At 41.7% G+C, this 21,425-nt stretch carries 15 protein-coding genes; 12 read left to right on the forward strand and 3 right to left on the reverse strand.

From position 1 onward, the window contains the following. The first annotated feature begins 3 nt into the window (after positions 1 to 3). Both L0B18_RS14465 and L0B18_RS14470 read left to right on the forward strand, forming a co-directional pair. On the forward strand, positions 4 to 1,158 hold the full coding sequence (locus tag L0B18_RS14465) for a methyltransferase family protein (RefSeq protein ID WP_234572508.1): 1,155 nt from the start codon (positions 4 to 6) through the stop codon (positions 1,156 to 1,158). A gap of 174 nt (positions 1,159 to 1,332) precedes the next feature. Continuing rightward, a complete protein-coding gene (locus L0B18_RS14470; RefSeq protein WP_234572509.1) occupies positions 1,333 to 1,971 on the forward strand; it encodes a cysteine hydrolase family protein in 639 nt (212 codons plus the stop codon). 255 nt (positions 1,972 to 2,226) lie between these two features. Here L0B18_RS14470 and L0B18_RS14475 read toward each other — a convergent pair whose 3' ends face one another. Then, positions 2,227 to 2,580: a winged helix-turn-helix transcriptional regulator gene (locus tag L0B18_RS14475; RefSeq protein WP_234572510.1), complete on the reverse strand. Its 354-nt coding sequence runs from the start codon at positions 2,578 to 2,580 to the stop codon at positions 2,227 to 2,229. Between the two features lie 125 nt (positions 2,581 to 2,705). On the opposite strand from L0B18_RS14475, the gene L0B18_RS14480 reads away from it, so the two are divergent. From L0B18_RS14480 to L0B18_RS14505, 6 genes are all read left to right on the forward strand, one after another. Next, positions 2,706 to 3,497, forward strand: a complete 792-nt coding sequence (locus L0B18_RS14480) for an SDR family oxidoreductase (protein ID WP_234572511.1) — start codon at positions 2,706 to 2,708, stop codon at positions 3,495 to 3,497. A 20-nt stretch (positions 3,498 to 3,517) separates the two neighbouring features. Beyond that, a complete protein-coding gene (locus L0B18_RS14485; protein WP_234572512.1) occupies positions 3,518 to 3,835 on the forward strand; it encodes a nuclear transport factor 2 family protein in 318 nt (105 codons plus the stop codon). Positions 3,836 to 4,170: 335 nt separating this feature from the next. Continuing rightward, on the forward strand, positions 4,171 to 4,917 hold the full coding sequence (locus L0B18_RS14490; protein ID WP_234572513.1) for an SDR family oxidoreductase: 747 nt from the start codon (positions 4,171 to 4,173) through the stop codon (positions 4,915 to 4,917). Between the two features lie 146 nt (positions 4,918 to 5,063). Then, entirely contained in the window at positions 5,064 to 6,728 is a 1,665-nt protein-coding gene (locus L0B18_RS14495) for a TlpA family protein disulfide reductase (RefSeq protein ID WP_234572514.1), read from the forward strand. A gap of 233 nt (positions 6,729 to 6,961) precedes the next feature. Then, positions 6,962 to 7,834 (forward strand): NmrA family NAD(P)-binding protein, encoded by an 873-nt coding sequence (locus tag L0B18_RS14500; RefSeq protein ID WP_234572515.1) that lies wholly within the window; start codon positions 6,962 to 6,964, stop codon positions 7,832 to 7,834. 128 nt (positions 7,835 to 7,962) lie between these two features. Beyond that, positions 7,963 to 8,343, forward strand: coding sequence for a diacylglycerol kinase family protein (locus L0B18_RS14505; RefSeq protein ID WP_234572516.1), 381 nt, complete (start codon positions 7,963 to 7,965; stop codon positions 8,341 to 8,343). 140 nt (positions 8,344 to 8,483) lie between these two features. Here L0B18_RS14505 and L0B18_RS14510 read toward each other — a convergent pair whose 3' ends face one another. Next, positions 8,484 to 8,960, reverse strand: coding sequence for a hypothetical protein (locus L0B18_RS14510; protein ID WP_234572517.1), 477 nt, complete (start codon positions 8,958 to 8,960; stop codon positions 8,484 to 8,486). 245 nt (positions 8,961 to 9,205) lie between these two features. After that, a complete protein-coding gene (locus tag L0B18_RS14515) occupies positions 9,206 to 9,412 on the reverse strand; it encodes a hypothetical protein (protein WP_234572518.1) in 207 nt (68 codons plus the stop codon). A gap of 789 nt (positions 9,413 to 10,201) precedes the next feature. Between L0B18_RS14515 and gltB the strand changes: the two genes are divergently transcribed. The 4 genes from gltB to L0B18_RS14535 all read left to right on the forward strand — a co-directional run bounded on the left by gltB (position 10,202) and on the right by L0B18_RS14535 (position 21,379). Continuing rightward, the gene (gene gltB, locus L0B18_RS14520) at positions 10,202 to 14,803 is read left to right on the forward strand and encodes a glutamate synthase large subunit (protein WP_234572519.1); all 4,602 of its coding nucleotides are present in this window, start codon (positions 10,202 to 10,204) and stop codon (positions 14,801 to 14,803) included. Positions 14,804 to 14,890: 87 nt separating this feature from the next. Beyond that, positions 14,891 to 16,375: a glutamate synthase subunit beta gene (locus tag L0B18_RS14525; RefSeq protein WP_234572520.1), complete on the forward strand. Its 1,485-nt coding sequence runs from the start codon at positions 14,891 to 14,893 to the stop codon at positions 16,373 to 16,375. A 290-nt stretch (positions 16,376 to 16,665) separates the two neighbouring features. Continuing rightward, positions 16,666 to 20,880, forward strand: a complete 4,215-nt coding sequence (locus L0B18_RS14530) for a T9SS type A sorting domain-containing protein (RefSeq protein ID WP_234572521.1) — start codon at positions 16,666 to 16,668, stop codon at positions 20,878 to 20,880. A 10-nt stretch (positions 20,881 to 20,890) separates the two neighbouring features. Beyond that, entirely contained in the window at positions 20,891 to 21,379 is a 489-nt protein-coding gene (locus tag L0B18_RS14535; RefSeq protein ID WP_234572522.1) for a GNAT family N-acetyltransferase, read from the forward strand. Positions 21,380 to 21,425 lie beyond the last annotated feature (46 nt).

Below are 21,425 nucleotides of genomic sequence, written 5' to 3' on the forward strand. Positions count from 1 at the left end.
CCAATGGACCAAGAGAATAACCATTCAACGAAGAATGTCGCACGCAGCGCTTTTTGGGCCAGCTTCCTCTTCTATGGACTCATCGCCTTTGAGTTCTTTTATATGTTCAGTCCCTTCGCTGCATATATTTACAGCATCTATGGACCGGGACTCGAGACACTAAATCTTTCAGGATCTACGAGCTGGCTTATCAGCTTTTTTTTGCCCCACATTGCTCGCGAAACTCAGTCATTATTTATAACATGGCATGAGGTAATTGGAATGACGCTTTTCCTGGGAGGATTTTTAGCATTCCTGGTGGGTGCGGCTCAAATTTACCGGAGCAAACTGAAGAATAGCGGTGCTGTTTTTGGTGGCATCTATAACTACATTCGGCACCCGCAATACCTTGCCCTCATGGTCTCCAGCTTTGGGATGGTGCTGGTCTGGCCACGGTATCTCGTGTTGTTTGGATTTGTGACGGTATGCTTTGCGTACTTCTTCCTGGCCCGGATTGAAGAACGTTCATGCAAGCAAAAGTTTGATGGTTACAAAGAGTATTGCTCCCAAACCGGGATGTTTCTTCCACCCGCCATTGAACAGTTGTTTCATTATTTGCCACGGCCTCAAAAAAGATGGAGCCGTATCATGACGTCCCTTGCACTTTACATCTGTGTTTTAATGATGATTTTTTTCGCAGCAAGGGCCCTTCATCTTTATTCAGTAAACAATCTATATACCCATATAACTGAACACGAAGTGTACCTTTCACTAGGCCAGATTGATGCTGATGAGATCGCAGAAATAGTCCACATGGTAAAATCAGATTCTTCCGTGGCAGCTTCTTTGGTTGAATTCCAAGATCCTGATCAACGGTTTATTAATTATATGATGCCGGCTTCACTGTTTGTATCAGAAGTACCAATGTATATCCCGGAGGGAGAAACGCCCACGCATGAATGGCCAGGTGAAAAAGATCAAAACCGCTACAAAATCATTTACTCATTGGCTCAATTTGGTCCCGAAAGTCAGGCTAAGGGTCAGCAAATATTGCTTCAGGCAGTAAATAAAATTCCGGTTCTGGAAGTCTGGATCAACCGTAAATCTCAAATCATCGAAAAGATATTGTATTCAACACCTGACCAGGATTATGAGGGAATGCCTGTTCCGGTTTTCTAATTGAGAAGCTTACACATAATACAATCTTGATAAAATCCTACAGTCATCTTACAAACGTACCAAGGGGATACTGGACATGCCAGCAGTATGACTTGCCAATCATTTCTCAAATGCGTAGCCTTTAAATACATTTGAATTCCCGGTGCATTTAAGCATATACCACAATTATTTAACATGGATCAATATTTACAACCGATCTGGCAAGATTCCGCCCTTTTAACCATTGACATGCAAGAGGATTTTAGCCGTCAACATGCTCCTGCATATATTGAAGGCACCGATAAGATCATCCCAGAATTATCAAAACTAGTTCAACATTATCGCCAGCAGCAACGGCCTATAATACATGTTGTGCGTTTATATAAGTCAAATGGCTCGAATGTTGACCTTTGCAGAAGAAGAGCAGTAGAACAAGGAATGAATATCGTGACTCCGCGCTCTGATGGAGCTGAACTTGTTAAAGAACTAAAACCTGATCATTCTGTTACGTTTGACGCACAAAAATTGTTGAAAACTGAGCCTCAAAAATTGGCACAACAGGAATGGGCGATATATAAACCACGCTGGGGTGGCTTTTTTAAAACAGGTCTGGAACAACTATTGCAAGACTTACATATTTCCACTCTTGTTGTGGCCGGGTGTAACTTCCCCAATTGTCCACGAACAACGATCTATGAAGCTAGCGAAAGAGATTACCGCATTGTTCTTGTTAAAAACGCAGTCTCAGGTCTATATCCCAGAGGAGAAAAAGAACTTCAAAACATTGGAGTTTCTATACTTAACACACAGGAAATAATTTCTAATACGCAATAATTTTGGCATCACCAGTGTATTAAGCGGACAGGCCTCGCCCTACCCTGCTGATTTTTAGTTCCTCAATTTCTATAGTACACTTTGTTTTTAAATCAACGCTTGAACAGAGGAAGCTACAAACATGCCTCAATTCTGACCTATAAACAGGTCTTCTTTCGGCTTATACTTCCTTTTACAATAAATTGACTAACGCCAACAACTGCTTCATTGTAGAATAGTTGTCGATAAACGTTGAGTTGATTGAGCAAACAGAAATCAAGAACGTTTCTGGATCACAGAACGTAATCGCTCTTCATTTTCATCCCCCCATTGCCCCAAATCTGAAATGACAGGAATCAGTGTTTTCCCAAAATCAGTTAATGAATATTCTACTTTCGGAGGCACTACGGGATAGATTTTTTTTGAAATCAATTCGTGGTCTTGCAACTCTTTCAATTGAATATTTAAAACCCTTCTGGAAGCATCCGGAATTTTACGCTGTAACTCGCTTGGTCGTCTATGGCCTTCATTAATAAACCACAACAAACGGATTTTCCATTTTCCATAGAGTACTTCCCCAATTAGGTCGAGCCCACAATTGAGGTTCAAAGGAATCTTTCTTTTATACATAATTAAAATTACTCCAATGTTCTAAAATGTTCAATAGGGGAAAAATTTATCCCTATGCAATTCGGTTTTCCGTACTTGTATAAACTGTTAATATGACGGAATTTTGTCTTAAAAAAATAACCCTAATGGAACCGTTTAATTTTAATAATGAGTTAGCAAGCAAAATTGCCTTGGTAACCGGAGGAACAAAAGGAGCAGGAAAAGCCATTGCCGAAAGACTGTCAGCCGCGGGTGCAACTGTGATTATTACTGCGAGAAATGCGCCCGAAACTTCAAACGAGAACCTGCACTTTATATCGGCCGATTTAAGTCATCATACAGGAACTCAAAAGGTCGTAAATGAAGTATTGCAACAGTTTGGGAGGTTAGACATTTTGATAAATAACCTGGGAGGTTCTGAAACCAAAGGTGGTGGGTATGCGGTTTTGAGTGATCAGGATTGGGAAGAGAGCCTTCGGGTTAATTTACTTGCCCCGGTACGTTTAGACAGAGGATTCCTGCCGAAAATGCTTGCACAAAAAAGCGGTGTAATCATTCACATTGCATCTATTCAGGGGAAACTACCTTTATATGATTCTACGTTGCCATATGCCGCTGCAAAAGCCGGTTTAATCAATTACAGCAAAAGTCTGTCCAATGAAGTTTCGCCTCAAGGCATTCGTGTTTTAACAGTTTCACCCGGTTGGATTATGACAACTTCTTCCACAAAAATGATGGAACGCATAGCCGAAAGTTCAAACACAAGTATTGAAGAGGCCAGGAAAAGCGTCATGGAGGCGTTGGGCGGAATTCCTTTTGGACGACCCGCAGAACCCGAAGAAGTTGCAGAATTAATTGGATTTCTGGTCTCGCCAAGAGCCAACTATTTAACCGGAACGGAGTACGTCATTGACGGCGGAACCATTCCTACTATTTAACAACATCACAATCAAAACCTATGAACTTACCAAAAGTACTTACAGATTTAGTAGCTGCCCAGAATAATTTTGACAGCGAAGCTTATGCCAATTGTTTTTCCGAAACAGCCGTAGTTTTTGATGAAGGGAAAACGCACAGAGGAAAAGCAGAGATAAAAAGCTGGATTGCGAAAGCAAACGGAACCTATAAAACAGTGATGAAACCCCTTGATTATTCCCCTGATCAACAGATGTTAGAAGCAGAAATTTCAGGAACCTTTCCCGGAAGTCCGCTTGTATTAAAATATCAATTAGAAATCGCAGACGGACTTATCCAGTCATTGAGAATAACCGATTAAAAAATACGCTATGATGAGGTATTCCTAACAAGCTTTCCAAGCGGACTTGAAAACGGTTCGGCTCGTTAAATTTAAGCTTCAGGCTCGCCGCTTAAATACCAAGACATTCATTATACTGCATTTATTATAATAATCGCCTTTTATTATTATGATCAAGAAAATGAGGCTCGATTTTTAAGTCCTTATGAACTTTAGATATTAGCCAGATACCCCGTGTATTAACCGATGGTTCGGGCATCTTTTTCTGGTTTTTTGTTAATTTCAAACTCCCGGCTTGCCACTTAAACATCGGGGACATTAGGCGCCAAAATCATACAACCAATTTTAAAACTGATATGGGCAAAGTTCTCATCATTACTGGAGGAAGCCGGGGTATCGGTGCAGCTACAGCAAGGCTTGCCGCTACACAGGATTACGCCATTTGTATTAATTATTTTAAAAATAGGAAAGCGGCAACTGCTATTGTCAATGAGATAACCTCAAATGGAGGTCAGGCTATTGCCGTAGCTGCTGATGTAGCCAAGGAATCAGATGTGACCAAAATGTTTCAAACTGTCGATCAAGAACTCGGCACTGTAACTTCATTAGTAAATAATGCGGGCATTCTCGAAACACAATGCCGTGTAGATGAAATAACCGCAGACCGTATCAATAGAATACTTTCCGTAAATGTAACCGGGTCTTTTTTGTGTTGCAGAGAAGCTATCCGGCGGATGTCAAGCCGACATAAAGGTAAGGGTGGAGCCATAGTTAATGTATCTTCGGCAGCTTCACGTTTGGGCTCTCCTGGAGAATATGTTGATTATGCCGCTTCAAAAGGGGCCGTTGATTCGCTTACGATTGGATTATCAAAAGAAGTTGCTGCAGAGAATATTCGAGTTAATGCTGTAAGACCAGCTTTTATTTACACCGATATACATGCTAGCGGAGGAGAACCTAATCGCGTGGATCGGGTAAAAGAATCGATTCCAATGAAAAGAGGGGGACAGCCTGAAGAAGTCGCCAGAACGATTTTATGGTTACTTTCAGAAGAAGCATCATACGTAACTGGCACATTTGTTGACTTATCAGGTGGAAAATAACTTCCAACCGTTGTACTAAGCGGATGCCCCCGCCCTACCCTGCCAATTTCTGGCTTTTTAGATCATCGTTCGTTATTTAACACCTTAACATTCATTCGCGTGCAGCTTATACGTAAGGTCGATATTTTCCAAACCCAACTGTTCCAATGTTTCGAATTCGATTACTCTCAACATTTTGCACTCTTTTTTTATTAGCAGCATGTAGTCAAAATCAACACCTCCCGCCCAAGCTTACTGCTTCTGTAGTTGATCAAAACGGTTCCGTTCTTCCTGATTTTAGTCTTCATTTTATCAAAGCTGCCGATAACTGGACGGGATTACCTTATGATGAATGGGTGAATGATGGTGAGGATTCTATAAACGTTTTACTTCCCGAACAAGAACCAGTTGTCGTAAGACTATCAGCCCCGGGACATCACCCGCTCTATACTTTTTTATTACCAACAGATCAATCTATTAAGCTGAGAGTTATACTTCCTTCTCCCACGAAAATTCCAAGTGGTGTCCCGAAAGTTGTAGGTAATTTCAACAACTTTTCTTCTCAAACTGGTATTGAAATGAACCTGCAACCAAATGGTATATGGACTTCTGAAATAGTCTCAAATTCTGATACACTTAACTATGCAATAAACCATTTCATTTTTGGTGGAAATATAACCGGGACAGAAGGAGAGCTTCAATTTCAGAATGAAAGCCGCGGTGTTCAACCAACTTTCAGAAGAACATTAACGAAATCCGCAGATCAGCCTGTATTTACTGTTAACTTTGATCCGGAGAAATATGAAAATCTACGCACTCGAACAAAACCACAAATACAATTTACCCATGAAGTACCAGAAAATATTCAGGGCGTAGCTAAAATCTATTCGTTAATGATTCATGAATATTTATCTGTAATCACTGAAAGAAATCTTGCCCAAATGCAGAGAGATGAAATTGGAGAACACGACTACACAGAGTTCTTAAATAATTTGAATCAAATTAAAGATAGATATTCCCACCCTGATGTACGATTGGCCTCCGATATCGCCAAATTGCGATTACTTGATTCTGAGAAGTTGACTGTTTCTGAGATTGAGCAATTTCTTAACACAATTCCATCAGACTCGCCACTGTGGCTGATGCATTATACAGCATTGAGTACTGCATTAGATATTTCAGGTACAGAAAAACATTTAAACTTACTTTCATCTATTGCAAGTAAAAGTCCGTATCCGGAACTTCAGGCAGAGGCTCTTTATAATTTGGTGAAGTATCATCACAATCAAAGAAATGAAGAGAAATTACATCATGCTTTTTTCAAATTGACTTCGAATCATCCAGATCATTTTCGAACAGGTTATGCTTACAAAAACTTTGCCCCTGAGCCTCCAATTTCTAAAGGCGAACCTCTCCTCTATAATCAATTCAATAACCTAAATGGCGCTGGATCTTTGAATTTGGAAGACATTGAGGAATCCTATTTATTAATTGATTTCTGGGCTACTTGGTGTGGACCATGTATCCAGGCCATACCAAAACTTCAAAAACTGAATACAGAATTTAAGGACGAAGATTTTGCCATCGTTAGTATTTCAGTTGATCAAGTACCTGAGAATGTTTTGTCTTTTCAGAAAAAATGGGACATGCCATGGTATAATCTTCACGAGCCGCAACAAGGAGATAAAATCAGAAAAATGGGAATAATGGGAGTACCTCATTACATCTTGTTGGGCCCAGATCGGAAGGTTTTATCTCATGATCAGTCTTTGCTAAGTGGTGATAAAGCAGGTGAAGTAATAAGGGAGTATCTCGATAGACAGCATGAATAAAATATAACAAACGCATTCACCAGGATGCGGACATCCCCTTTACTTCCAGAGTTGGTAGTTTTAGAATTTTCACCATTCACTCCAGTGACCGTTATACGTCGGTCGTTAGATATTTTCAACTCATAAAATGAGTGGACATGTTTTCAATCCCTCTTCGGCTCTGACATAGGGTTGTCAGTAGGCATAATTATCTTCCAGATTCATACTATGTTATTAACATCAGGCTAAATATTATGAATATCATTTTAGGAGCCACCGGACAAGTTGGAGCCGCTATTGTCGATTTTTTAATTGAAAAGAATTTAGATGTAAAAGCGGTGATCAGAGATGCAAAAAAGGCAAGAGTTTTAAAAGAAAAGGGTGTTAAAGTCGCAATTGCTGATTATTTCCATTTGGATGCTTTAAAAGATGCCTTGAATGACGGAGATCTTATTTTCTTACTAACGCCTGAAACAATGCAATCGAATGATGTTCTTGGCGATTCTAAACAGATGTTGGAAAACTATCGAAAAGCCATTGAAAGTTCAGGGATAAAATCAATCATCGGACTCTCTTCTGGTGGAGCACAACATGAAAAATATGAATGGGATACGGGCAATTTATTAATGTCCGATATGCTCGAACACGAATTTTTGAGTTTGCCTGTCAACCAGGTTTTTGTCCGCCCTTCTTATTTTTACAGTAATTGGTTGATGTCCGTTGATATGGTAAAAGAAACCGGAATACTGCCAACCTTTTTTCCTTCGGATCTAAAAATTGATATGAACTCACCAAGAGACGTTGCTGAATTTATTTCCAATAAAATATATGAAGGAGTTGATAAATCTGAACTAATAGAATTAACTGGCCCCAAACAATATTCGTCAAATGACGTGGCGGATGAAATAGAAAAAGTACTTGGTCGTGAAGTAAAGGTACAAGAAATTCCAAGAGAAGAATGGTACAATACTATGAAAAATGTCGGTTTTTCAGATGATGCTGCAAAAAACTTCGTCAAAATGACCGAGTTTGTAGCGGACGGGAATGCCGAATTGGAAGGGAAAGGATCTAATCCTATTGAGCTGAAAACTAGTTTAAACCAGTATTTCAAAGAAAATATTAAATAAACGAATGCTTTAAAGGTGCCAACTCACCATAAGTTGTCCGGCATTAGTTTTATGGCTAAAATGATATTGCCAGATAAAATCATCTATGTTGGTCCATCTGCATCTTTAGCTCAAAGCCATCATATGTAATGAATAACTCAAATCGATTTACTCTTTCAGGCCGAATTAGAAGTTTCAGATTTGCCTTTATCGGAATAGCAGAAATGATTAAAACCCAGCACAATGCCCGGGTTCATTTGGTTGCTTCAATCACCGTTATTGCTGCTGGAATTTCTCTAAACATTTCAAATGTAGAGTGGTGCTTTCTCATTTTGGCTATCTTTTCAGTTTGGGTTGCCGAAGCACTAAATACAGCCTTTGAATTATTATGCGATGTTGCCTCACCTGAATTCCATCCCCTGGTAAAAAAATCAAAAGATGTTGCGGCTGGAGCTGTGCTCCTAAGTGCAATAGGCACTGTATGTATTGGCTTAGTGATCTTTATTCCATATTTGCAGAATTATATATAACAGGCCGTTATAGAATTCCCCCACCATCAAGATAAATGGTACTTCTCCGACATCTTATCCAGCAATTCTTTTAAGGATAAAGAACGACCATTTTCAACTCCCAAATAATCTCGCCCGCGCTGTGATTGTTGACAGATTTTTCAGAAATAATATCGAATTCCAACCGCCCCATTCCCTGCAAATTCTGTGTCAGGCGCCAGATCAAAAATAGGAACGGCTTCAACGAAAAGGTCAAAGGGAATCTCATCAAATAAGTAAGTCAATCCAAGAGGAATTCGAACGCCTGCGTGGGCTTCATCCGTAAAAATAACCCGTCCGCCAATGCCATAGTAAAAGGCAAGATTTTCTGTATCGGGAAACCATGAATGCCACAAAACATCGGCATGTAAATGCAAGGCCTCGTTTCTGCCGCTCAGTGACCAGGCAGCGCCCACATCAAATGCGGATCGATTGGTAGTCCAGAATTTTACCGAAACCCCGGTTGGTTCTCCAAGCATTACACCAAGACCAAAATCTTTGTCAATATTATTTGATGACTGCGATTTTGCAGAATCAGGTAACAGGAATAAGCAACTCAAAACCACTAAACCGGTGCATAAAGTCTTCACTATGTTCATAAAAAAATCTATACTCAAATTGATGTTTACTTTCAGGTTCGAAAACCTAACACAGATTTCAGACAATCCGTTTAACTTACTTTACCCCAAAGAAAAGCCCATCTGAGTGTCAGACGGGCTGAAATACGTCTTGCAGATACCTTTACAAAGCAAAAAAGCCTCAAAACATTTCGTCTGCAATCGTGATAGGACCTCATCTAATCGAAGCGAAAGAGGTTCTTAAAATAAATAAGAAGAATGGATACTTATTCTCCTTTATATTGATAAATTGTCCAAGCCGTAAGTCCCAGTACAACCGTTACGCCTCCAAGGATGAGGGCCAGGTTTACATCTCTTTGTATCCGCTCTGCCCTCGCCAGTTGTTTTGACCCAACACCTTTTGTGGCAATCACTCTTTCCAGTTTCTTGATTTTATCTTCCAGTTCTGTGCGGGTTTTATTTTTTAAATCCATGAAATTTTATTCTCTGTTTACTTATCCGGTTTCATTTTAAATCTTAACAGATCCTATAGAACTCAAGTTTCATTACTCCTTCTTCTTACTTGCAAACAGAGAATATGTTGCCAAATCGCGCCGATTTTATATTTTCAAATTGTACTTTTGAAGTTTTCTTGCCCTGCCTTCCAAACAATAACGTAGATTCAACTTTGGGAAAAGGCCTCTCCTTCAATTCTTATAATAAAGATTGAGAAATGATTTACCTGCGGACAACCAGTTATCAATGGAAAGCTGAAAGAAAACCTGAATTTTATTGATGGAACTTTGCCACGATCAACTTAATTTTCCTGTCTTTTCATGCACAAAAAACAGCGAATCTTCTTCACCTATTTTTCATAAAAAGGTGAAAAAAAACTTTTTGTGTTCTCAAATAAAAAACTTGAACTATTAAATATGAAACAACAAGGCAGATGTAACCGCTTCCACATCTAATTATGTTTTTTATGCATTTTTAATGCCCATAAACTTGGTTTAAAGTGAAAAAAGCCACAAAATCTTATTAGATTATTTAGTTCATTAGAAGGATGACGATTCTCCGCTTTGAATTGAATAAACCGTTGTTATTTTAACTAATGGCGGAAATGACAAAAGTATTGGACATAGTACAGAAGCGAAAGGAATTGATCGGGCCGTAAGCTCTTGGATATAATTTCATGTCGAACGTTGAAGATGACAGTCGGGCATCTGAAAGCGGATCTGATTTTTTTGTAAGTAAGCATTATTAAATAATAAAGTATTGTTGGTATGAATAAGCTCCCTCAAAAACAAGGACTGTACAGTCCTGATTACGAACATGATGCGTGTGGTATCGGGTTTGTTGTAAACATTAAGGGTAAACAATCGCATACAATTGTAAATCAAGCTCTAACTGTTCTTCGAAACCTTGACCACCGGGGCGCTACCGGAAGTGAAGCAAATTCTGGTGACGGAGCCGGAATTTTGATGCAAATTCCCCATAAGTTTCTCAAACAATCTTGTGAAGGGTTGAATATTGATCTTCCCGAACCCGGACAATATGGAGTTGGTATGTTCTTTCTTCCCGGCGAACGCGAAGACAGACGCCCATGCGAAAAAGTCGTGGAAAGAATTGTAAGCGAAGAAGGGCTCGAAGTTCTGGGCTGGAGAAAAGTTCCTACCGATAATTCTCATTTGGGAAAAACCGCAAAGGCATCAGAACCATCTTTTCGGCAACTGTTTATAAAACGGAGCAAAGATCTTGAAACCGAGCTTGACTTCGAACGCAAGCTTTATGTAATTCGCCGGCGGGCCACACGGGCCATCGAAGAAACCGATCTGAATATAAAAGAGAAAGACCTTTTTTATATCGCCAGCCTTTCCTGCAGAACGATTATTTATAAAGGAATGCTGACGCCCAAGCAGGTTGAAATATTTTTCCCGGATCTCCAGCAGCCCGAGATGGAATCGGCTCTGGCTTTGGTCCACTCCCGATTTAGTACAAACACATTCCCAAGCTGGAAACTTGCCCACCCCTACCGCTACCTGATTCATAACGGAGAAATTAACACTGTGCGCGGCAACCAAAACTGGATGCGTGCACGAGAAGGCCAATTCGCTTCGGATTTATTTGGTGACGATCTTAAAAAATTATTCCCAATTGTTCAGGAAGATGGCAGTGACTCTGCCATATTTGACAACTGTCTTGAATTCCTGACCCTGAGCGGGCGATCACTCCCCCATGCCATGATGATGATGATCCCCGAACCATGGGAAAAACATACAAACATGGATCCCGATAAACGGGCTTTTTACGAATATCACAGCTGTTTGATGGAACCGTGGGACGGACCTGCCTCCATTGCCTTCACCGATGGAAAAGTTGTAGGAGCTACTCTGGACCGAAACGGCCTGCGTCCTTCACGTTATTATATAACCCGGGATGATACCGTTGTATTGGCCTCCGAAGTGGGAGTACTCGATATCAATGAAGATGATGTAATTCACAAAGATCGGCTTCAACCGGGCAGAATGCTTTTGATTGACACTGAGAAAGGCAGAATTATCAGTGATGAAGAAATCAAAAATCAGATTGCAACCGAACATCCCTACCAGGAATGGCTCGATAAAAACCTTATCGACTTTGATAAGGTTACAGAGAAACTAACGTATGAAGAACCGGCCCTTAGCCACGAAGAAGTTTTACACAGGCAAAAAGTTTTCGGATATACATATGAAGATCTTCGGGTGAATGTAGGCCCAATGGCCGAAAACATGTTACAGCCGGTTGGTGCTATGGGTAACGATGCGCCGATTGCCGTTCTCTCAAACCAGCCGCAATTACTCTACAACTACTTTAAACAGTTGTTTGCACAGGTAACAAATCCGCCGATTGATCCGATTCGTGAGGAACTGATTACTTCTACTGAAACCATTTTGGGAACACAGGGAAATATTCTGGATCCCCAACCGGATAGCTGCCGGCAGATTGAATTGACCTCGCCCATCCTCACCAACGAGGAGATGCAGCAACTGCAAAAACTGAAATTACCCGGTTTTAAAACCGAAACACTTTCCATTCTCTTTGAGTCCGGTTCTGGTGGAGAAGGACTTGAAAAAGCCCTTGAGAAACTATTTGAAAAGGCAGATATCGCAATCATGAAGGGAGTCAATATCCTGGTTCTTTCTGATAAGGATTTTGACAAAACGCATGTCCCGATTCCGGCCTTATTAGCTGTTGCAGGTTTGCACCATCATTTGATTCGATCCGGTAAACGAACCAAAGTTGGTATTGTTCTTGAATCCGGCGAACCACGGGAAACACATCACTTCTGTACACTTCTTGGATATGGAGTGGATGCCGTAAATCCTTATATGGCCTACGAAAGCCTCTACGACCTGATCAGAGAAGGATACATCGAAAATATTGATTACAAACGTGCCGTAAAGGGTTATAACAAAGCGGTTGTAAAAGGCATCGTGAAAGTGATGTCCAAGATGGGAATTTCAACCATCAAATCTTATCGTGGAGCACAGATCTTTGAAGCTCTTGGAATCGGGAAAGAAGTGATCGATAAGTATTTCACCTGGACAGATTCCAGAATTGGTGGAATCGGGCTGGATGAAATTGCCACTGAAGCCGAAATGCGACACAAAAAAGCTTATCCGAACTATCGTGTTAACGGACATGTATTGGATGAAGGCGGTCTTTATAAGTGGCGTAAAAAAGGCGAATTCCATATGTACAACCCAAAGACCGTTCATACGCTACAATTTGCAAGTAAAACCGGCGATTACAAGTTGTACAAAGAATATGCAAAGTTGGTTGATGATCAGTTTGATCCGGCGCCAACACTTCGCCACTTGCTGGATTTTAATTTTGAGGAAAACCCGATTCCTCTCGAGGAAGTTGAATCGGTTGAAGCGATTTGCAAACGGTTTAAAACCGGTGCCATGTCATACGGCTCAATCAGTGAAGAAACACACGAAGCCATGGCCATTGCAATGAACCGCATTGGCGGGAAAAGCAATACAGGTGAAGGCGGTGAAGATCCTAAACGATACACACTTGATCCCAATGGCGATTCCCGAAACAGCGCCATCAAACAGGTAGCTTCCGGGCGATTTGGCGTAACCAGCGAATACCTTACCCAGGGAAATGAAATTCAAATTAAAATGGCACAGGGAGCCAAGCCCGGAGAAGGCGGTGAGCTGCCCGGCCGAAAAGTCTATCCCTGGATTGCAAAAGTACGGCTCTCGACGCCGGGTGTAGGTTTGATTTCTCCTCCGCCGCACCATGACATTTATTCTATCGAGGATCTTGCACAGTTAATTCACGATTTAAAAAATGCGAATAACAAAGCAAGAATCAATGTAAAACTGGTTTCATTGAAAGGTGTCGGTACGATTGCCGCAGGTGTATCCAAAGGCCGCGCAGATGTAATTTTGGTCAGCGGACACGATGGCGGAACCGGAGCATCTCCTCAAACCAGTATCAAACATGCCGGTTTGCCATGGGAGCTTGGGCTTTCTGAAACTCATCAAACACTGGTAATGAACGATCTTCGGAGCAGAGTGGTCCTTGAAACGGATGGCCAGATTAAAACTGGTCGCGACATTGCAATTGCCGCCTTGCTTGGAGCTGAAGAATATGGATTCGGAACCAGTGCGCTGATTACACTCGGATGTATCATGATGCGGGTTTGTCACCTCGATACGTGCCCCGTGGGTGTTGCAACTCAAAATCCCGAACTGCGCCATAAATTTGTAGGTGATCCTCAATATGTGGTGAACTTCATGAAATTTGTTGCACAGGATCTTCGCGAATATATGGCGAAGTTAGGCTTCCGAACAATTGATGAGATGATCGGACGTACCGATAAACTCAAGCAGCGAGAAGTTGAACACTGGAAAGCCCAAAAGCTGGACCTCTCTCCTATTCTGTATAAGCCGGAAGTTGGAGATGAGATCGGTACCCGAAAATTGATTGATCAGAATCACGGGCTTGAAAACTCACTCGATGTTCAAACACTGATGGATATCTGTGAACCTGCTCTTACAAATAGAGAGCCGGTGAAAGCAAAACTCCCGATTCGGAGTATCAACCGGGTTGTGGGAACCATTGTGGGTAGTGAAGTTACGCGCCGGTATGGCCGTGAAGGACTGCCTGAAGATACTATCCACCTGAAATTTAAAGGCTCGGCCGGACAAAGTTTTGGAGCGTTTGTCCCCAAAGGTATGACTCTTGAACTGGAAGGTGATGCCAACGATTATTTCGGAAAAGGCCTGTCCGGCGGAAAACTGATTCTCTACCCCGGCGATGGAGCCAAGTTCAAACCTGAAGAGAATATCATTGTCGGAAACGTTTCGTTTTATGGTGCAACCAGCGGCGAAGCTTATATCCGCGGTATGGCCGGAGAACGGTTCTGTGTGAGAAACAGTGGTGTAAAAGCCGTTGTGGAATCCGTTGGAGATCACGCCTGTGAATATATGACCGGTGGACGTGTAGTTGTTCTCGGAGCAACCGGACGAAATTTTGCAGCGGGGATGTCAGGCGGAATCGCTTATGTTTTAGATCAGAATGGAACCTTCGAGAATTTCTGTAATCCCGAAATGGTTTTCCTCGAAAATCTTGAGGATGAGGATGAAATTCGGGAAGTAGAAAAAATGATCCGAAGACATGCCGACTACACAGATAGTACCATGGGCTGGAAAGTTTTGGCAAAATGGGAAGAAATGGTTCCCAAATTTGTAAAAGTAATGCCAAAAGACTTTAAGCGCATGAATGAAGCTATTGAGGAATCCAAAAAACAAGGATATAGTGGCGACGATGCTCTAATGGAAGCTTTTCTTCAGAATAAAGAAAACAAAACCCGTAAAGAAGGAAACTAAAAACAGGCTTTGCTCAACAATGTTTTAGGTACCAATCTCCTAAGACAGTATCCACGATTTTAAACATTAAAAAAAGTATTGCAGACTATGGGTAAGACAACCGGCTTTATGGAGTACAAACGTAAATCCACTCCATACAGAGAACCTAAAGAAAGGCTGGAAAACTGGAACGAATTTTATAAACCGTTATCCGATGAAGAGCTTCAGCAACAGGGAGCCCGGTGTATGGATTGCGGGGTTCCATTCTGCCAAACCGGAACCGAAATTGCTAATAAATCAGCCGGATGCCCGGTCTATAACCTGATTCCGGAATGGAACGACCTCGTTTACCGGGGCAAGTGGAAAGACGCTCTGCATCGTCTACATAAAACAAACAACTTTCCGGAATTTACCGGACGCGTATGCCCTGCTCCGTGCGAAGGATCGTGTGTTCTCGGCATCATTGAACCAGCCGTGGCCATCAAAAGCATCGAACAAGCCATTATTGATAAAGGATTTGAAGAAGGCTGGGTTGTTGCCGAACCACCTGAAAACAGAACCGGCAAAACAGTAGGTATTGTCGGATCCGGTCCCGCAGGATTAGCGGCCGCCGCCCAGTTAAACAGAGCCGGGCATAAAGTTACCGTTTACGAACGGGCTGACCGTATCGGCGGATTACTGACCTATGGAATCCCCAATATGAAACTGGATAAATCTGTTGTAAAACGACGGGTTGATCTTCTGACTGAAGAGGGTGTTGAATTTGTAACCAATACCGAAATCGGTACAGATATTCCCGCCCAGGAACTTCGAGAAAAACATGATGCATTAATCCTGTGCGGCGGCGCTACCAACCCGAGAGATCTCCCGATTGACGGACGTGATTTGAAAGGCATTCACTTTGCCATGGATTTTCTAAGACCTGATACAAAAAGTCTGCTTGATTCAAATCATGAAGACGGAAATTACATTTCTGCCAAAGGAAAAAATGTAATTGTAATTGGCGGTGGTGATACCGGAACGGATTGTGTGAGCACATCTATGCGACATGGTTGTGAAAACCTGACCCAGTTTGAAATTCTGCCTAAACCTCCAAATGCCCGTGCGGATGAAAATCCCTGGCCGCAATATCCCAATATCTATAAAGTTGATTACGGGCAGGAAGAAGCTGCATCCATTTTCGGTGATGATCCCCGCCAATACCAGGTCATGACCAAAAAGTTTGTGGGTGACGAAAATGGCAATGTGAAAGAACTTCATACCGTGCAGATTGAGTGGGTAACGGATGAAAACGGGCGAAGATCACCAAAAGAGATTGAAGGCTCTGAAAAAATCTGGAAAGCCGATCTCGTTCTTTTGGCTATGGGATTCCTTGGTCCGGAAAGTCCGGTGTTAGACCAGCTTGAAGTAGAACGGGATAATCGATCAAACGCTAAAGCTGAGCATGACAAATACGATACAAATGTAGAAGGTGTTTTCGCCGCCGGAGACATGCGCCGGGGACAAAGCCTCGTGGTATGGGCCATTAACGAAGGCCGTGGTGCTGCCCGCGAATGTGACCGCTGGCTGATGGGCAGTACGGAACTTCCTTAAAGCAAATCAAACTTAAATGGACACAGAATCACAGGAATTCATCTATTTCTCAGATTCTGTGTCCATTCTCTCCTTTTTCCCAATCCCTCAACATTCCTTTTCTGAATGTATTTTCCGGCTGAACTGCTTCATAATACAGTCTATCCTTTTCTTCGGAAAAATTGAAAATTATTAAGTAATATACCTTAAAATTTCTGGCGTAAATAAAGTACAAGAATCTCAAGAGGCGTACCGGGTGTGGCATGAATTTATAAATGCCTTATTCTTGCACTACAATAAGGGAAACGACTATGACACGAGTACAACTACTGGCATTTCGGCTTTTATGGTTGAGTTTATTCATTCTTCTTTGTAACACAGCATTTGGGCAAGGCCCCTCGAGTGAGCGTCCCCTCAGTGACTTCCTCACCGAAAACGGCACATTTCAAAATCCTCATAATTTTTCTGGTTCCTTAAACCCTGAGGGATTTACACTTTCAGTCAGTGATGATGGCACTCCGGTTTTTATGAACAACAGTAGCGCTTCGAATAATAACTGGACACTGGAAAGTGTAAGACCAGGAGCCGATGGTGAAGTGCTTGCAATGTTTATTCATGATGATTTCCTATATGTGGCAGGACGGTTTATGAACATAGCCAATGTTACTGGAACTAATCTGGCACGCTATCATATTACGAACAAGACTTGGAGAACGATGGGGTTTGGTCATTCGGGATATGTAAAGTCTTTACTTGTAGCAAATGACTTTCTATATGTGGGAGGAAGATTCACATACGCAGGAGGCAACCCTGCTAATGGTATTGCGCGCTATAATTTAAAAGAAGACAATGGTCGTGCAAGCTGGAGTGCCTTAGGGAGTGGGCTTGTACATAACAATCCAAATAATAGTTATGAATATTTGGATGTGAATACTTTACTCGTGTATGAAAATATATTATTTGTGGGCGGAAAATTTACAAATGCAGGGGGAATTGAAGCAAACAGTATCGCCCGTTATGACTTATCAAATGATAATGGTGATGCAAGTTGGGGGACATTAGGTGATGGTGTTTACATTAATTCATGGTCACAAAGTTGGAGTGAAGTTCATGCTCTTGCAGTATTTGAGAATTATTTATTTGTGGGCGGAAATTTTGAAAACGCCGGTGAAAATTCTATTAATGGATTTGCCCGTTATAATTTGAATGATGACAATGGCAATTCAAGCTGGAGCTCTCCTGAGACAAATAAACGTGTTGGAATCGTATATGATATTCTTATAAAAGATCATGATATGTACATTGCGGCATGGAATTCTAATTCTCATCTCCTCCGATATGATATTAACACTGGGCAAGTTGGCATTTTAGGTGAAAGTTCGGATGGGATAATTTCCGACCTAACTATTATTGGAGATTACATCTATGCTGGAGGAAGTTTTAATAACATTGGCGGGCTGAATACATCAAATATGGCCCGTTATAATTATGTCGAAAACAGACGTGAGGAAAGTTGGGAATCTCTGGATGATATTGATGGCCCCATCCAGGCTCTTGTGAGTTCCGAAAACTCACTCTTTATCGGAGGTAATTTTAAGCGAGTAGACTCTGCCTTTTCCGAAAATATTGCATATGCTAATGTCAATAATGGAAATCTTTCCTGGAAATCTTTTGGTGGTACAGGTTTAAATGGAGAAGTAGAAGCATTATTGGTACATGAAAATATTCTTTATGTCGGTGGTCATTTCTCAAGAGTGGGAGGAATCTCTGCTTCTAATATTGCTCGTTATGATATAAATACACAAAAATGGAGTTCCTTGGGAGATGGGGTTGATGGATATGTAAATTGCTTTGTAATAATAGATGATGTTCTTTACGTCGGTGGTACTTTTTATCAAGCCGGGGGTATGGAGGCTGACCATATAGCCAGCTATGACCTAAAAGAAGATGCTGGGAATTCCAGTTGGAATAGTATTGGTCAGCTTTACAGATATTACACCAGTTATACACCTGGTGATCCAACTATATATACAATGATTAAGGATGGGAACAACTTGATCATTGGAGGTGATTTTACGGCTGTTCTTAGTCAAAAGTATCCAACGCATGGGTCGTCTGTTAACAGTATTGCCCGTTTTGATACGATTACTGAAACCTGGAGTGGATTTGGTGATGGACCTGAAATTAATCACTATGACTATGAACATCCGGAAAACATTGAGGGTATTGTACGAGGTCTTGCTGTTGTGGACGACTATCTCTATATAGGTGGTTCCTTCAACTATATTGGTGGCGATGATTTTGAATCCGAAGATCTTGCCCGCTATAACCTAAGAGAAGATAACGGTAATCCGAGCTGGAGTGCAGTACCAGGTGCAAGGCCAGGCTCTACTACCAACTTTATTTTAGAAGGAAAGGATATTATTGTAGCCGAGGGTTATCATCATGGAAACAATTATATAGGACGTTATAATACAGAAACCGAAACCTGGAATTTTTATGACCTCAATATTGAAGGTTTTATCCATGAAATAGGTTTGTTGGGCAATCAAGTATTTTTGGGTGGATCTTTTTCAAATGCTGGTGGAATAAGCGCTCATAATATTGTAAAGTTTAATTTTGATACTAAGGAACTGAGCCCTTTAGGAGATGGCGTAAGTGGCTCGGTTCAGACATTTGCCGTTTCGGGAAGCGATTTGTATGTAGGTGGAAATTTTACAAACGCCGGTGGCAAACCGGCAAGCTACCTGGCCCGCTGGCATGAAGATTCAGGCTTTCCTGCAAAGATAGAACTCGTTTCACCCAACAATAACGAAAATAATGTTCAGCTTCGACCAAAACTAGACTGGCGGTATGATGCCAACATAGAAAGCTACACCCTCATGGTCTCAGAAACAGATGACTTCTCCGATCCGGTTATTCACCGAACAAATCTGGATGCATCCAGTTATCAAATCACAGAAAACCTGAAAGCCGGTCAAACCTATTTCTGGCGTGTTCGTGGAACGAATGATAACGGCACAGGACAATGGAGCAACACCTGGAATTTTACCACTCAATCTGCTTCTACCCCGCCCCCGGTTAAAGTCGTTTTACAGAGCCCGGCAAATAACAGCCAGCATGTTCCGTTAAAACCACTTCTTAATTGGAATGAAGCCACCTATGCTGAGCAATATATCCTTAGGCTTTCGGAATCGACCGATTTTTCTGATCCGCTGATTCGCCAGGAAAATATAGAACAGACATCTTTCCAACTGACAAGTAATCTGGACACTGACCAAACCTATTATTGGCAGGTTCGGGGCACAAATTCTGATGGGAATGGTCCCTGGAGTCTTGTTTGGAGCTTCACAACAACATCAGCTTCTACCCCGCTTCCGGGAAAAATCGTTTTGCAAAGTCCTGAAAATGCAAGCCACGACATCCCCCTTCAACCCCAACTCAGTTGGAATGTGGATGATGAAAGTGACAGCTATGAGTTGGTGTTATCGGAGAACTCCGATTTTACCGCTCCTATTATTCATCAAACAGATCTTGACGGAACAACTTTTAAGCCCACTGAAAATCTTGATTATAACACTACATATTATTGGCAGGTTCGTGGCGTAAATAATACGGGAAATGGCGAATGGAGCCAGACATGGGCCTTTACAACCATCGCTCTTCCCGGACAAGTGAGCTTGCTGTCTCCCGACAATAACGGTACCGATATCCCCATTCGGCCGGAGCTAACCTGGACATCTATGGATGCGGATGAGACAGAAAATTATGAACTGTTGCTTTCTGAAAATCCTGATTTTTCCAATCCGGTTGTTCATCAAACAAATCTTGAGGAAACAACCTTGAATGTTTCTGAAGATCTGGATTACAGCACAACCTATTACTGGCGTGTTCGTGGCGTTAATAGCAATGGTAACGGCCCCTGGAGTAATACTTGGAATTTTACAACTATTCTGCCTCCCATACCCGCCCAGGTTAACCTGATTTCTCCTGCTGACCACATCAATGACATTCCGCTTTTGCCGGAGCTTGTTTGGGAACCGGCCGGACAAACTGAAAATTACGAGCTAATCGTCTCCACAGAACCAGATCTCAGTAATCCTGTTCTTCATCAAACCGATCTCCATCAAACAACTTTCCAGCTTTCTAAGGAATTAGTATATAACCAGGTCTATTATTGGCAGGTCCGTGGGGTAAATATGTATGGGGACGGATCCTGGAGTGAGATTTGGAGCTTCACAACCATCGCGCCTACTGAAATAGCGCTGGATCCGAACTGGCCGAATCCATTTTCGAAAGCCATTGCCGGAACTACTATTCGATACCGGCTGCCGACCGAAAACAACGTACGTCTGGAAATCTACAACATTTCCGGCAGGCGAGTGGCTGTACTGGTAAATAACATTAAACCCGCGGGTGAACATAGCATACAATTTAACGGGTCGGGATTGGCAGACGGCGTCTATTTTTACAGGCTGATTACAGATGATAAGCTTGTCACACGAAAAATGCTGATGCTCAAGTAGTTAACTGAAAATGAACATCCGTCGATTTCAATCCATAGATGCAGACCAAATTGCCCAACTCTTCCATGATACCATTCGCACGGTAAATCTTGGTGATTATACTGAAGAACAAGTAAAAGTCTGGGCACCGGATGACATCCACTTTCGTGATTGGAACGCCAAATGTTCAAGTAAATTTACATTGGTTGCCGAATCTGAAGGAATTATTGCAGGTTTTGCCCAGCTCGATTTTGACGGGCACATCGACTGTTTCTATTGCCATAAAGATTTTCAGGGACAGGGAGTCGGAAAGCTTCTCTATAGCGGTCTCGAAAATGAAGCACAAAAACAAGGTCTGAACAAGTTGTATGTGGAAGTAAGTATCACAGCCAAACCGTTTTTTCTGAAAATGGGTTTCACATCTAAGAAAAAACAAGAGATTATCGTAAGAGGTGTTTGTTTAATAAATTTCCGAATGGAAAAAATTATCGCCCGACAAGCCTCTTATCACAGCGTATAATGAGTTCTCTTTTTGATTCTGACGGGTAACGAATGATTGTAAAATT

Origin of the sequence: Rhodohalobacter sp. 614A (genome assembly GCF_021462415.1) — a bacterium.
GTDB lineage: Bacteria > Bacteroidota > Rhodothermia > Balneolales > Balneolaceae > Rhodohalobacter.